This window comes from Pseudonocardia asaccharolytica DSM 44247 = NBRC 16224, assembly GCF_000423625.1.
Taxonomy (GTDB): domain Bacteria; phylum Actinomycetota; class Actinomycetes; order Mycobacteriales; family Pseudonocardiaceae; genus Pseudonocardia; species Pseudonocardia asaccharolytica.
In genome coordinates this window covers 1-14,607 of the sequence record NZ_AUII01000001.1, presented here as the reverse complement: position 1 = coordinate 14,607, position 14,607 = coordinate 1, and the positions used below count along the sequence as shown (strand labels likewise).

At 73.0% G+C, this 14,607-nt stretch carries 11 protein-coding genes; 5 read left to right on the top strand and 6 right to left on the bottom strand.

Annotation, left to right across the window (positions count from 1 at the left end):
* Positions 1–68 precede the first annotated feature (68 nt).
* A complete protein-coding gene (locus tag G567_RS0100055) occupies positions 69–764 on the top strand; it encodes a pyridoxamine 5'-phosphate oxidase family protein (RefSeq protein ID WP_028928342.1) in 696 nt (231 codons plus the stop codon).
* A gap of 20 nt (positions 765–784) precedes the next feature.
* On the opposite strand, the gene G567_RS0100050 is transcribed toward G567_RS0100055, so the two are convergent.
* The 3 genes from G567_RS0100050 to G567_RS25860 are packed head-to-tail and all read right to left on the bottom strand — an operon-like array spanning position 785 to position 5,072.
* The gene (locus G567_RS0100050) at positions 785–3,166 is read right to left on the bottom strand and encodes a xanthine dehydrogenase family protein molybdopterin-binding subunit (protein WP_084795701.1); all 2,382 of its coding nucleotides are present in this window, start codon (positions 3,164–3,166) and stop codon (positions 785–787) included.
* Positions 3,167–3,204: 38 nt separating this feature from the next.
* Positions 3,205–4,188, bottom strand: a complete 984-nt coding sequence (locus G567_RS0100045; protein ID WP_084795602.1) for a universal stress protein — start codon at positions 4,186–4,188, stop codon at positions 3,205–3,207.
* Entirely contained in the window at positions 4,185–5,072 is an 888-nt protein-coding gene (locus tag G567_RS25860; protein ID WP_186814220.1) for a slipin family protein, read from the bottom strand. Before G567_RS25860 ends, G567_RS0100045 begins: the two co-directional genes overlap by 4 nt.
* A gap of 254 nt (positions 5,073–5,326) precedes the next feature.
* Between G567_RS25860 and G567_RS0100035 the strand changes: the two genes are divergently transcribed.
* The 4 genes from G567_RS0100035 to G567_RS0100020 all read left to right on the top strand — a co-directional run bounded on the left by G567_RS0100035 (position 5,327) and on the right by G567_RS0100020 (position 10,596).
* Positions 5,327–7,504 carry a prolyl oligopeptidase family serine peptidase gene (locus tag G567_RS0100035; protein ID WP_028928339.1) on the top strand — a complete coding sequence of 726 codons (2,178 nt, stop codon included), beginning with the start codon at positions 5,327–5,329 and terminating at the stop codon, positions 7,502–7,504.
* Between the two features lie 2 nt (positions 7,505–7,506).
* Positions 7,507–8,529 carry a mechanosensitive ion channel family protein gene (locus G567_RS0100030; RefSeq protein ID WP_037055193.1) on the top strand — a complete coding sequence of 341 codons (1,023 nt, stop codon included), beginning with the start codon at positions 7,507–7,509 and terminating at the stop codon, positions 8,527–8,529.
* Positions 8,530–8,613: 84 nt separating this feature from the next.
* Positions 8,614–8,997, top strand: a complete 384-nt coding sequence (locus G567_RS0100025; RefSeq protein ID WP_028928337.1) for a globin — start codon at positions 8,614–8,616, stop codon at positions 8,995–8,997.
* A gap of 15 nt (positions 8,998–9,012) precedes the next feature.
* Positions 9,013–10,596 carry a glycoside hydrolase family 13 protein gene (locus tag G567_RS0100020; protein WP_037055190.1) on the top strand — a complete coding sequence of 528 codons (1,584 nt, stop codon included), beginning with the start codon at positions 9,013–9,015 and terminating at the stop codon, positions 10,594–10,596.
* 39 nt (positions 10,597–10,635) lie between these two features.
* Here G567_RS0100020 and G567_RS0100015 read toward each other — a convergent pair whose 3' ends face one another.
* The 3 genes from G567_RS0100015 to G567_RS0100005 form a co-directional block, all read right to left on the bottom strand.
* Entirely contained in the window at positions 10,636–11,292 is a 657-nt protein-coding gene (locus G567_RS0100015; RefSeq protein WP_245585479.1) for a DUF8185 domain-containing protein, read from the bottom strand.
* Between the two features lie 7 nt (positions 11,293–11,299).
* A complete protein-coding gene (locus G567_RS36765) occupies positions 11,300–11,437 on the bottom strand; it encodes a hypothetical protein (protein WP_307724177.1) in 138 nt (45 codons plus the stop codon).
* A 175-nt stretch (positions 11,438–11,612) separates the two neighbouring features.
* On the bottom strand, positions 11,613–14,607 hold a 2,995-nt coding region (locus G567_RS0100005), incomplete at its 5' end, for an NAD-glutamate dehydrogenase domain-containing protein (protein WP_028928334.1).

Sequence of the window (14,607 nt, the reverse complement as noted above, 5' to 3'; positions counted from 1 at the left end):
GATCGGCCCTCCGATATCGACGCGAATTGGCTCTCCCAGGATGCCACTTCTCGGGTCAGGCTGAGTGTGTGACCGTCTCGGAACGATCGCTCTCCCCCACCGAGCGCAGCACTCTCAAACGGGGCAAGAACCGGGCGCGCACCGACCGCGCCGACCTGCACGCCGTTCTCGATGCCGGTCTGGTCTGCCACCTCGGGGTGGTCGTGAGCGGCGCGCCGATCGTGCTGCCCACCGGCTACGGACGCCTCGGTGACGAGCTCTACCTGCACGGCTCCACGGGGGCGGGCACGCTACGCGCCGCGATGGCCGGCGCCCCGGTATGCGTCACCGTCACCCTGCTGGACGGGATCGTCTACGCCCGCTCGGTGTTCCACCACTCGATGAACTACCGCAGCGCCGTTGTGCACGGCGCCGCCCGGCTGGTCACCGACCCGGCCGAGCGGATGGCCGGGCTGCGCGCGATCGTCGAGCACCTGGCCCCGGGCTCGTGGAGCCACGCCCGGCTGCCCGATGGCAAGGAGATGGCGGCGACCGCCGTGCTGGCCGTCGACCTCACCGAGTCCAGCGTCAAGATCCGCACCGGACCTCCCGGCGACGAGGAACGCGACGTCGCCGACCCGTCGTACTGGGCGGGCGTGCTGCCGTTGCGCACCATGTGGGGCGCCCCCGAACCGTGTCCACGGCTCGCCCCCGGCGTCCCGGTTCCGGCGCATGTGCGCTCCCGGGCCGCCGCCCCTCCCGCCGCCGGTCCGCAAGGGGTGTGAGGGCGGGCGGCCACCCTTTCTCAGTGCGTTCCCACCGTTTTCGCCTGCTGGATGGCCCGCCACACGGTCTGCGGCGTGGCGGGCATCGGGACGTCGGTGACGTCGTAGGGGCGCAGCGCGTCGACGATCGCGTTGACCACGCACGGGGTGCCGCCGATGGTGCCGGCCTCGCCCACCCCCTTCACCCCGAGCGGGTTGCTCGTGGCCGGCGTCTGGGTCAGCCCGGTGTCGATCGCCGGCAGGTCGGGCGCCCCGGGCACGAGGTAGTCGGCGAAGGTGCCGGTGAGCAGGTTGCCGTCGGCGTCGTAGACGGCGTGCTCGTAGAGCGCCTGGCCGATCGCCTCGGCGATGCCGCCGACGACCTGCCCCTCGACCAGCAGCGGGTTGACCACGGTGCCGCAGTCGTCGACCGCCACGTACCGGCGGATCGTGACCCGCCCGGTCTCGGTGTCCACCTCGGCCGCGCACAGGTGGGTGCCGTGCGGGAACGAGAAGTTCTCCGGGTCGAACACGCACTCGGCGAACAGCGACGGCTCGACCCCGTCGGGCAGGTTGTGCGCGGTGAACGTGGCCAGCGCGACCTCGGCCATGGTCGTCGCGGGCCCCGGCGCGCCCTTCACCCGAAACGTTCCGTCGGCGAACTCGACGTCGTCCGGGTTGGCCTCCAGCAGGTGCGCGGCGATCCGCCGCGCCTTGTCCCGCACGCGCCGCGCCGCCTGGTAGACCGCGACACCGCCGACGACGAGCGAGCGCGAGCCGTAGGTGTCCATCCCCTGCGGGGCGCTCCTGGTGTCCCCGTGGATGATCTCGATGTCCTCGAACGGCACCCCCAGCGTGTCGGCCACGACCTGGCTGAACCCGGTCTCGTGACCCTGCCCGTGCGGGCTGATCCCGGTGACGACCTCGACCTTGCCGGTGGGCAGCACCCGCACCGTGGCGGCCTCCCAGCCGCCGGCGCCGTAGGACAGCGAGCCGAGCACCCGCGAGGGCGCCAGGCCGCACATCTCGGTGTAGGTCGACACCCCGATCCCCAGTTGCACCGGGTCGTCGCGGTCGCGTCGTTGCCGCTGCTCGGCGCGCAGCTCGTCGTAGCCGAACATCCGCAGCGCCTTGCCGGTGGCAGCCTCGTAGTTCCCCGAGTCGTAGGTCAGCCCGGCGATCGTGGTGTAGGGGAACTCCTCGTGCGCGATCCAGTTCTTGCGGCGCAGCTCGATCGGGTCCATGCCCAGTTCGGCGGCCAGATCGTCCATCACCCGCTCGATCGCGAACGTCGCCTCCGGGCGCCCGGCCCCGCGGTAGGCGTCGGTCGGGGTCTTGGTGGTGAACACGCCGGTGCAGTCGAAGGAGTAGGCGTCCATCTTGTAGATGCCGGGATACATGAACGCCCCCAGCACCGGGATTCCGGGCGTGACCAGTTGCAGGTAGGCGCCCATGTCGGCCAGCAGGTCGACCTTGAGCCCGAGCAGCGTCCCATCGCGCCGCGCGGCCACCTCGATGCGCTGGATCTGGTCGCGGCCCTGCACCGTCGTCTGGCAGCCCTCGCTGCGCGTCTCGGTGTACTTCACCGGCACGCCCAGCTCGCGGGCGACGAGCAGGGCGACGACCTCCTCGGCGTACACGTCGAGCTTGGAACCGAACCCGCCGCCGACGTCCGGGGCCACGACGCGGAGCTTGTGCTCGGGGATCCCGCAGAGCTGGCAGAGCATCAGCCGCAGGATGTGCGGCACCTGGGTGGCGGAGTAGACCGTGAACTCCCCGGTCGCGGGCGTCGGGACCACGACCACCGAACGAGGCTCCATCGCCGAGGCGATCAGCCGTTGGTTGACGTAGCGGCGGGAGACCACCACGTCGGCGGCCCGCCTCGCCGCCTGGTAGTCCCCCGTGGCGAACGGCCACCGGTAGCAGGCGTTCGTCCCCGCGTCACCGTGAACCAGCGGCGCGCCGTCGGCGACGGCGGCTTCCATGTCCACCACCGCCGGCAATGGGTCGAACTCGACCTCGATCGCCTCGACGGCGTCGGCGGCGGCGAACCGGTCGGCGGCGACGACGACCGCCACCGGGTCGCCGACGTGGCGCACCTCATCGGGGGCCAGCGGATGGTGGTCGGGATGGACCATGTCCGGGGTGACCGGCCAGGCGCACGGCAGGTTGATGGTGTCGGCGGCCAGGTCCGCGGCCGCGTAGGCGGCGAGCACGCCCGGCCGGCCGAGCGCGGGCGAGACGTCCAGGCCGCGGACCCGGGCGTGGGCCATCGGGCTGCGCTTGAACGCCAGATGCACCATCCCGGGCAGGCGGATGTTGTCGGTCCAGACGGTCTGCCCCGTGATCAGGTGCGCGTCCTCCTTGCGCCGCCGGGACGAGCCGATCTCGGTCGTTCCCGAGTGTTCCATGGTGATTGACATCTGTGGTGGCTCCTTGTTCACCTCGTGCCAGGCATCGTTCACCTCGTGCCAGGCATCCTCGAATCCACTTCGGACACTGATCGGGCGGGGGCGGAGGACCGCCGCGGCACCGCGGGACGGCGGTCGTGCCGGACGATGGCGATCGGACCGCGGGCACGCTGCAGGACCGCGCGGGCGACGGGGCCGAGCGTCGTGTGCAAGCGCCCGCGGCTCCGGCTGCCGATGACGGTCAGGGCGGCGCCGCGGGACTCCTCGACCAGGGCCTGAGCGGGGTCGCCGCAGCCGGCCCAGGCGATGAGGGGGACCTCGGCGAACTCGTCCCGCCAGCGGGCGAGCGCGCTCTGCAGCGTCCGGCGTGCGGCGGCCTCGGTGGCGGCCCGGACGCCGCGGGCCGCGGCGAGGTCGGCGGGCCCGCGCGGTGCTCGCACGTGCACCGCGACGAGCGGGACCCCGCGTTGCGCGGCCGCGTGGAACGCGAACCGCAGCGCGTCGGTGGCCGAGGTGGACCCGTCGACGCCCACCACCACGCGGGGCGCCGAGCGGGCGGAACGCACGTCCCCGAACGCGCGGACGACGGCCACCGGGCAGGCGGCGGCCGCGGCGATCCGGCCCGCGGCCGACCGGGTCCGCCGCTCGCCGGTGCCGTCGAAGCGACCCCCCAGGACCAGCAGTTGGGCGTGCCGGCTCTCCTCGAGCAGGGTGCGGGCGAGCGGCCAGGGCAGCAGCCGCGTCGACACGCACAGGTCGGAGACGACCTCGCGGGTCCGGGCGAGCGTGGTGGCCAGCAGTCGCTCGGCGGCCTCCTGGGCCAGGGACAGGTTCTCCGACGGCAGGGCGAGGCCGAAGGGACCCGCGCTGAGCGTCCAGCGCAGGGCGTGGACGAGGCGCAGCGGGCAGTGCCGGGCGGCCGCCTCGGCCGCCGCCCATGCCACGGCGTCGCCGGTCGTGGCCTCGGCGTCGACACCGACCACGACGGGGATGGGTCGCCTCTGGGCGTCGTTGCCCCGGCTCCGGCGGCTCATCGCTCGACCACGACGGCCGGGACCGGGCCGCCGTCCCCGGCCGGTCGGCCCCCGTCCGTCCCCGCACCGGATGTCGTTCGCCCGTCCGCCGGAGCCGTGGTCGCGACGCCGGCCGCCGGGCGCGCGTCACCCTCGGCAGGCGTGGAGCGTTCGAGGAAGCGCAGCAGCTCGACCGGGAACGGCAGCACGAGGGTGGAGTTCTTCTCAGCGGCGACCTCGACGACGGTCTGCAGCAGGCGCAGCTGGAGCGCGGCCGGATGCCGAGCCATCACCTCGGCGGCCCGCGCGAGCTGCGCGGACGCCTGTAGCTCGCCGTCGGCGGTGATCACCCGGGAGCGGCGTTCGCGTTCCGCCTCGGCCTGCCGCGACATCGAGCGTTTCATCGTCTCGGGCAGCACCACGTCCTTGATCTCGACGCGGTCGATGTGCACGCCCCATCCCACGGCCGGGCTGTCGATCATCAGTTCGAGGCCCTGGTTGAGCCGTTCCCGGTTGGACAGCAGGTCGTCCAGCTCGCTCTTGCCGATGATCGACCGCAGCGAGGCCTGCGCGACCTGGAGGATGGCGGCGTCGTAGTCCTGGACGTCGACGATCACCCGCACCGGGTCGACGACGCGGTAGTAGATCACGGCATCGATGCGGACTGTGACGTTGTCGCGGGTGATCCCGTCCTGGGCGGGCACCGGCAGCGTGACGATCTGCAGGTTGACCTTCTGCAGCCGGTCGACGAACGGCACGATCAGGGCGAGACCGGGGCCGCGGGTCTCGCGGCGGACCCGGCCGAACCGGAAGACCACCCCGCGTTCGAACTCCTGGACGATGCGCACGCCGGCCGCGACCAGGCCGAGTGCCACGACGGTGACCAGGACCCAGGAGACGATCATCATGCCCTCCGCGTTCCCGCTCCGTTCGGGCCGGACGGCGCGCCACCGCGAGATCCCGGAGCACGGTCCGGAGGCGAGCCGCACTTTATATCGTAGCACGATATAAAATTCGGAACCGCCGAACCGGCCACGGCCGGGATCCGGCGCCGACTCCGGCCGCCCGGTATTCAGCCCGGCCACCCACCTCCTCCGCGTCCGACCTGGTCAGAAGCGGTCGGCACGCGGGCCGAGACCGTCCCGTAATCTTCTCGCGCGTGAGCGAGCGCAGTGAGAAAACCGGACCGCCGAGCACCGCCGCGCACCCGCACCCCATCTACCCCGAGGCCGAGCGTCTCGATCTGGTCGAACGGCTGCACGGCCACGACGTCGCCGACCCCTACCGGTGGCTCGAGGACCCCGACGACCCGCGCACCCGCGCCTGGTCCGCCGCGCAGGACCGCCTCGCCCGCGAGCATCTCGACGCGCTACCCGGCCGCGCGGAGCTCACCGAGACGGTGCGGGCGCTGCTGTCGTCGGGTTCGGTGTCGGCGCCGCTGTGGCGGGCGGGTCGGGCGTTCTTCGCCCGCCGCAGGCCCGACCAGGAGCATGCCGCCGTGCTGGTCCGCGAGGCCGACGGCGCGGGCGGGGTCCGTGAACGGGTGCTGCTCGACCCCGTCGAGCTCGATCCGACCGGGCTGACCACGCTGGACGCCTGGGTACCCAGCCTGGAGGGAACGCTGCTGGCCTACCAGATCTCCCGGGGCGGGGACGAGCAGTCGGTCCTGCATGTGCTCGACGTCGCGACAGGCGAGCCGGTCGACGGCCCGATCGATCGCTGCCGCTACTCCGATATCGCCTGGCTGCCCGGCGGCGAGGAGCTGTTCTTCGTGCGCAAGGTCGCCCCGGGCGAGGTGCCCGCCGGCGAGGAGGACTTCCACCGCCGCGTCTGGCGGCACCGCGTCGGCGCCGATCCCGCCGGCGACGAGCTCGTCGACGGCCCCGGGCTCTACGACGAGCACACCTACTACGGCGTGCGGGTCTCCCGCGACGGCCGCTGGCTCGTCGTGACCGCGAACGTCGGCACCGCGCGTCGCGACAGCCTCTGGCTCGCCGAGCTGGCCGACGGCAAGATCGGCCCGCTCACCCCGGTGCTGACCCGGACCGACGACGTGCAGGCGACCGCATGGGTCGAGCGCGACGGGCGGCTCTACCTGCGCACCACCGACAGCGCCCCGCGCTGGCGGCTGTGCGTGGCCGACCCGCGCACCCCGCAGCGCGAGCACTGGCGCGAGCTGGTCGCCGAGGATCCGGGCTCCGTGCTGGACGGCGTGCGCTGGCTGGAACCCGCGGACGGGGGAGCTGCGCTGCTCGTGCTGGCCCGGTCCCGGCACGCGGTGGCCGAGCTGGCGCTGCACAGCGCGGCCGACGGCGCCCCGCGCGGCAGCATCCCCCTTCCCGGCACCGGATCGCTCACCGGGTTGAGCACCGCCGACCGCGACACCCCCGACCAGCGCGGACGCGTCTGGATCGGCTGGACCGACCTCGTCACCCCGCCGCAGGTGCAGCGCTTCGACCTCGCCCTGAACGCAACCCGGCTCGAGACCGCAGCACCAGGCGCCGTCGAGGTGCCCCCGGCACGCACCGAGCAGCGCGCGTTCAGCTCCGCGGACGGCACCACGGTGCGGATGTTCGTCCTCACCCCGGGCGGGGACACAGTCGGGAAGGCGCCAGCGCGACCGGTCCCGGCGCTGGTCACCGGCTACGGCGGGTTCGGGATCAGCCGCGAACCGGCCTACACCCCGGCGGCGTTGGCCTGGGTGGCGGCGGGCGGGGCGTTCGCCCTGGTGTCGCTGCGTGGCGGCGGCGAGGAGGGCGAGGCGTGGCACCTCGCCGGCAACCGCGGCAACAAGCAGAACGTTTTCGACGACCTGCACGCCGCCGCGGCGGCGTTGATCGACGGCGGCACCACGACCGCCGGGCAGCTCGCGCTCATGGGCGGCTCGAACGGCGGCCTGCTCGTCGGCGCCGCGCTGGTGCAGCGGCCGGAGCGCTACCGCGCGGTCGTCTGCTCCGCACCGCTGCTGGACATGGTGCGCTACGAGGAGTTCGCGCTGGGCCGGACCTGGAACGACGAGTACGGCACGGCGGCCGACCCGATGGAGCTCGGCTGGTTGCTGTCCTACTCCCCCTACCATCACGTCCGGCCGGGCACCCGGTACCCGGCGGTGTTGTTCACCGTGTTCGAGTCCGATACCCGCGTCGATCCGGTGCACGCCCGCAAGACGTGTGCCGCTCTCCAGTTCGCGACGACCGGCGACATCGCCGGCCGCCCGGTTCTGCTGCGTCGGGAGACCGACGTCGGGCACGGCGGCCGCTCGGTCTCCCGGACCGTCGGCCTGACCGTCGACCAGCTGTCCTTCCTCGCCGCTCATGTCGGACTGGAGCTGCGCTGATCATGGATATCATTCCCGCTCCTCCGGGGCTGCTGCCGATGCAGCCCTCCTGCGTCAACGAACCCGGCACCTGGTGCGCCAGCTTCTACCGGTGGACGAACAACGACTTCCTGGCAACGTCCGCCGACGCGATCATGAGCAAGGGCTCGGCGATCGTGCTCATCATCATCGTCGCGCTGGCGGTTCGCTGGCTCATCCACCGCGCGATCACCCGGCTGATCGAGGGCGCCACCAACGGCCGGGTCTCCCGCGCCCTGCTGCGCAGGGCGCCCGCGCGGCTGCGCGGGGCCGGCACGCCGGCGGCCTCCCAGCGCCGCACCCAGCGGGCCCGCACGATCGGCTCGGTGCTTCGCTCGATCACCTCGGCGGTCGTGCTGCTCGTCGCCGCGACGATGGTGCTCGGCGAGTTCGGGGTGGCGGTCGGGCCGATCCTGGCCTCGGCCGGGATCGTCGGCGTCGCGGTCGGCTTCGGCGCGCAGAACCTCGTGCGCGACTTCCTGTCCGGCATGTTCATGCTGCTGGAGGACCAGTACGGGGTCGGCGACGTCGTCGACCTCGGCGGGATCAGCGGCACGGTCGAGGCGATCGGGTTGCGGATCACGACGATGCGCGACATCAAGGGCACCGTCTGGTACGTGCGCAACGGCGAGATCCTGCGGGTCGGGAACATGAGCCAGGGCTACGCCGTCGCCGTGGTCGACGTGCCGCTCGCGCATACCGCCGACACCGCGCAGGCCACCGAGCTCGCCGCGCGCACCGTGACCGAACGCCTGCAGCAGGAGGACGTGGCCGATGACGTGCTCGAGCCGCCGCAGGTACTCGGCGTCGACAAGGTCACCACCGAGGGCGTCGTCCTGCGGCTGACGGTCCGGGTCAACCCCGGCCAGCAGTTCGCGGTACAGCGGGCGCTCAACGCCGCCATCACCGACGCCTTCGACGAGGCGGGCGTGCCCCGCCCACTGAGTCATCTGCCGATGTTGGATCCGCAGTCCCCCGCCGCCGACAAGGGTGTGGGCAAGGGATAGTGGGGGTATGAACACGCACGTGAGTTCCTCGTCCGGCACGGCGGTCGGGCGAGTCCCGACCACGAACATCCGCGAGGAGCCGGCGTGAGCAGCCCGCAGAACTTCTACGCCGAGGTGGGCGGCGCGCCGGTCTTCGCCAAGATCGTCTCGCGGTTCTACGAGCAGGTTGCCGAGGACGAGGTGCTCCGCCCGCTCTACCCGGAGGAGGACCTGAGCCCGGCCGAGGACCGGCTGCGGATGTTTCTCGAGCAGTACTGGGGCGGGCCGCGCACCTACTCCGAGCGGCGCGGGCATCCCCGGCTGCGGATGCGCCACGTCCCGTTCCGGATCGGGCCGATCGAGCGCGACGCCTGGTTGCGCTGCATGCGGATCGCCATCGACGAGGCGGGGCTGGACCCGGCGCACCGCGATCAGCTGTGGAACTACCTGACCTACGCCGCGGCCAGCATGGTCAATTCCGACTTCTGAGGATCCGTGCCGCGGATGGCAGGATGGCCTCCCGTGGAGTGGTGGCGGGATGCGGTGATCTACCAGGTCTACGTCCGCAGCTTCTGTGACTCCGACGCCGACGGCGTCGGTGATCTCGACGGGGTCCGCAGCCGGCTCGGCTATCTCGAGCTGCTCGGCGTCGACGCGGTGTGGCTGACGCCGTTCTACCCGTCCCCGATGGCCGACCACGGCTACGACGTGGCCGATCCACGCGACGTCGACCCGACGTTCGGCGATCTGGCGGCGTTCGACGCACTGGTCGACGAGGCGCACCGGCACGGGATCCGGGTGACCATCGATCTGGTGCCCAACCACACCTCCAGCGAGCACGAATGGTTCCGGGCGGCGTTCGACTCCGCCCCCGATAGCCCGGAGCGGGCGCGCTACCACTTCCGGCCAGGCCGCGGCCCGGACGGCGCCGAACCGCCGAACAACTGGCAGAGCGTGTTCGGCGGACCCGCGTGGACCCGGCTGTCGGGTGCGGACGGTTCCGGCGGGGAGTGGTACCTGCACCTGTTCGCCGCCGAGCAGCCGGACCTGAACTGGACCAATCCCGAGGTCTGGGCCGATCTGGAGAAGACCCTGCGGTTCTGGTGCGACCGCGGCGTCGACGGATTCCGCATCGATGTCGCACACGGCATGGCGAAGCCCGAGGGGCTGCCCGACGATGACGGAGCACAGGCCCGGCTGCTCGGCGACACCACCGACGACCCCCGCTTCGACGACGACGGTGTCCACGACGTGCACCGGATGATTCGCGCGGTGCTCGATCACTACCCGGGGCGGATGGCGATCGGCGAGGTCTGGGTGTACGACGACGAGCGGTTCGCCCGCTATGTGCGCCCAGACGAGCTGCATCTCGGCTTCAACTTCCGGCTGCTGCAGACCCCGTTCGACGCCACCGCGGTGCGCACGGCGATCGAGCATTCGATCGTGGCCGTCGAATCGGTCGGGGCCCGTCCGACGTGGACGCTGTCCAATCACGACGTCTCCCGGCCGGTCACCCGCTTCGGCGGGGGCGCGGTGGGGTTGGCCAGGGCCCGGGCGATGGCGCTGGTGACCCTCGCGCTGCCCGGCGTCGTCTACCTCTACAACGGCGAGGAGCTCGGGCTGCCCGACGTCGATCTGCCCGGCTGGGCCCTGCAGGATCCGGTGTGGGAGCGCTCGGGGCATACCGAGCGCGGTCGCGACGGCTACCGGGTGCCGGTGCCGTGGGAGGGCGGCCCACCCGGATACGGGTTCAGCGAAGGCAAGCCGTGGCTGCCGATGCCCGACGGCTGGTCCGAGCTGACCGCCGCGGCCCAGCTGGAGGACGCCGACTCGACGTTGTCGATGTTCCGGCGCGCGCTGGAGTTGCGGCACAGCCACGCCGGGTTCGCCACGAACCACAGCGGTCTCGAATGGTACGGCGCCCCACCGGGTTGCCTGGCCTTCCGCCGACCGGGCAGCACGCTGGTGTGCGCGCTCAACGCCTCCGAGTCGCCGGTCCCGCTGCCCCCCGGCGACGTGCTGCTGACCAGCGGCCCGCTCGCCCCCGACGGCCTGCTCCCCCCGAATACCGCCGCTTGGCTAGCGTAACCCGTGAGTGCGTAACAGTGTTCGAACACTGTTACGCACTCACGGGTTACGGAGCGGCATGAGCGGCAGCGCCGTGATCCGGCGGCGCACCACGGCGCCATAGCGCGCGTCGAGACGCAGCCAGGACGGGGTCGCGGAGACCCGGACCAGCTCCGGTGCGCAGGTCTCGGCGGCGCCGAGGAATCCCATCCCGGACAGCGCGAACAGGCAGCGCGTCGGTACCTTCACCGCGGGCCCGGACTCGCCCTGCACCGTGAGCACCGTCTGGTCCAGTAGCGATGTCGGCGGACCGAGCGGGCCCGCGTGTTCACGAGCCAAGGCCAGCCCGCGCTCGGTGAGCCGCTCCAGCTCGGCCGCGGGGACGTCGCCGACGATCGACCAACCCTCGTCGGGCGGGAACGACGGCTGCCACGGGCCGCCGCTCGGGCCTGGGTCGATCGTCTCGGCGCGCTCCACCGCCAACGCCGTGAGCAGCGCCGACCCCGGCACCGTCACGTCCTCGGGTTTCATGGTGCCCCGGACCGATCGGGTGGCCAGCACGTCGAAGGGGGTCGAGGCCCAGGCTGTCACCCGCTCGCCCGCGCTCCGCAACCGCACCTGCGCGGTCGGGTCCAGCCGCACCGCCCGCGCGGTGAAGGCACCGAGGTCGTCGCGCTCGACGGTGTCGGCAAGGCGCAGGGCCGTCGCGGTCATCATGCCGTCATCATGCCTCTGCCCAACGGCCGAGGAACGCGCGCTCCTCGGCGGTGATGCGGCGGGGCCGCTGCGCGACAAGATCGAAGAGTGCCATCCGGGTACGCGCACCGACGGCCACGACGATCCCGGCGGCGAAGCTCGTCACGCCCGCGGCCAAGGCCTCGGTCGAAGAACAGCCCGATCCGGGCCTCCTCCAGCAACGTCACCGCGCGGGCTTGGTTGAGGTGGCCGAAGGAGTCCTGGTCGGTCCAGCGCAGCGGGACCCGTGCGACGTAGCGAGCCACACCGGACACCCTCTCGAACCACGAGGGACGCCCAGGTCAGCGGGCCAGCCCGCGCAGCTGCCGGGACACCACCGAGAGCGTGGCGAGGTCCAGCTGTCCGCCCGTGCCGATCTCCTGCAGCGCCGCCCGCGCCCGCAGCAGCCGGGAGGTGTTCGCCCGCTCCCACTGCCCGATCGTCTCCACCGTGGGTGTGCCGGGCGCGGTCTCCCGCAGCGCATCGAGGGTGATCGCGCGCAGCGAGCCGTACAGATCGTCGCGCAGCGCGAGCCGGGCGAGCTGGTGCCAGCGGTCCCCGCGCTCCAGGGCCGTGACGGACGTGAGCGCCAGGTCGATGCCCAGATGCTCGGAGAGTGCGTAGTACAGCGCGGCGACCTCGCGGGCCTCCCGCGGTTCCCGGTCGCGTTCGGACAGCTCGGCCACGTCGATGACGTCGAGCAGCCCGTAGCTGTACACCAGCTGCGCCGCCTGCCGGGCCAGCTCCGGAGGAGCGCCGTCGGCGGCGAGCTCCTCGGCATGCGCCTCAACGGCATCGCGCTCCCGGCCTCGGAGCAGTTCGGGCAGCTGTTTGCGCAACTCGGCGACGGCCGTCGCGAAGCGCGTGATCTCGGCGTTGACGGCGAGTGGTTGGGGGCGGTTGGTGAGAAACCAGCGGGAGGCCCGGTCGAGCAGCCGGCGCGACTCCAGCACGATCCGGTCCGCCAGCGCGGTGGGGATGTCGGCGGACCGGGCCGTCGCCCACAGCCCGGGTAGCTCGAACACCGCGGTGGTCACGGCGTAGGCGCGCGCCGCGTCGGCGGCGTCGGTGGCCAGCTCCTCGCCCAGCCGGAACGCGTAGCTGAGCCCGCCGCCGTCGACCATCTCGTTGACCAGCAGGGTGGTCAGGATCTCGCGGCGCAACGGATGGCCGGCCAGCGCGGCACCGAACCGGTCGCGCACCGGGCGCGGGAAGTACTCGGCCAGCCGGGGGGCGAACGCCGCCGCGTCGGGCAGCTCGGTCTCGAGGATCCGGGCGGTGAGGTCGAGCTTGACATGCGCGAGCAGGGTGGCCAGCTCCGGGCCGGTCAGGCCGTGGCCGGCGGCTGCCAGCGCGGCGAACCCGGCCGGGTCGGGCAGCGCCTCCAGCTCGCGGTCGAGCCCGCGCCGGGCGACGAGCTCGCCGACCAGCCGGGCGTGCACCCCCACCATCGCCGGCGTGTGCGCCCGGGCCACCCCCAACACCGCGTTCTGGGCCCGGTTGTGCGCCAGCACCAGCCCGGCCACCTCCTCGGTCATCGCGGCCAGCAGCCGGTCCCGGGCCGCGCGGTCGAGCTGGCCGGTCGCGACGAGGCGGTCGAGCAGGACCTTGAGGTTGACCTCGTGGTCGGAGCAGTCCACCCCGGCGGAGTTGTCGATCGCATCGGTGTTGATCTTCCCGCCGCGGCGGGCGAACTCGATCCGCCCGCGCGGGGTGAAACCGAGGTTGCCGCCCTCGGCGACGACCTTGACCCGCAGGTCGCGGGCGTCGGCGCGGACGGCGTCGTTGGCCTTGTCCCCGACCGCGGCGTGGGTCTCGGTACCGGCCTTGACGTAGGTGCCGATCCCCCCGTTCCACAGCAGATCCACCGGGGCGGCCAGGATCGCGGCGATCAGCTCCGGCGGGCTGAGCGCCTCCACGTCCGGGTCCAGCCCCAACACCGCCCGCGCCGCCGGGGCCAGCGGCACCGTTTTGACCGTGCGCGGCCACACCCCACCGCCGGCACTGATCAGCGCCCGGTCGTAGTCGTCCCACGACGAGCCCGGCAGCCCGAACAGCCGGGCCCGCTCGGCGTAGCTCGTCGCCGGGTCCGGGTCCGGGTCGAGGAACACGTGGCGGTGGTCGAACGCGGCGAGCAGCCGGATGTGCCGCGAGCGCAGCATGCCGTTGCCGAACACGTCACCGGACATGTCCCCGATGCCGACGACGGTGAACTCCTGGCTCTGGGTGTCGACGCCGAGCTCGGCGAAGTGCCGCCGCACGCTCTCCCAGGCGCCGCGGGCGGTGATCCCCATGGCCTTGTGGTCGTAGCCGACCGAGCCGCCGGAGGCGAACGCGTCGCCCAGCCAGAACCGGTAGGACGCGGCCACCGCGTTGGCCAGATCGGAGAACCGGGCGGTGCCCTTGTCGGCCGCGACGACCAGGTAGGGGTCGTCGCCGTCGTGGCGCACCACGTCCGGCGGCGGCACGGTCGTGCCGTCCACCAGGTTGTCGGTGACCTCCAGCAGGCCCGCGATGAAGCTGCGGTAGCCGGCCTTGACCTCCTCGGGCCCCGGCGCGGGCGCGCGCACCACGAACCCGCCCTTGGCGCCCACCGGCACGATCACCGCGTTCTTCACCGCCTGCGCCTTGACCAGCCCCAGGATCTCGGTGCGGTAGTCGGCCGGCCGGTCCGACCAGCGCAGCCCGCCCCGCGCGATCGGCCCGAACCGCAGGTGCACCCCCTCCACCCGCGGCGCGTAGACGAAGATCTCGAACCGCGGCCGGGGCGCGGGCATGTCCGGCACCGCAGCCGGGTTGATCTTGAACGAGAAGAACTCGCGCCCGCGGAACCAATTGGTGCGTAGTGTCGCGGTGATCAGGGCGAGGTACCCCCGCAGGATGCGGTCGGCGTCGAGCCCGACGACGGCGTCGATCAGCGCCCCGACCTCGGCGAGCGCGGCGTCCACGACCGCGGCACGGTCCGCGACCGCGGGGTCGCACCGGGCCCGGAACAACCCGACCAGCCCGCGGGCGATCCCCGGGTGCGCGGCCAGCACCTCGGCCACATACCCCAGCCCGAACCGGCTCCCCAGCTGGCGGGCGTAGCGCCCGTAGGCGCGCAGCAGCGCCGCCTCCCGCCAGTCCAGCCCGGCCCGCAGCACCAGCGCGCTGAACCGATCCGACTCCGCCGCCCCCGCCCAGGCCGCCCGAAACGCCGCGCAGAACCCGGCCGCCACCCCGGCCGCCTCCCGCCCGGCCAGCCCGCGGCGGGTCGCCTCGTCCAACCGCAACCCGAAGTCGTACAACCAGCACCGG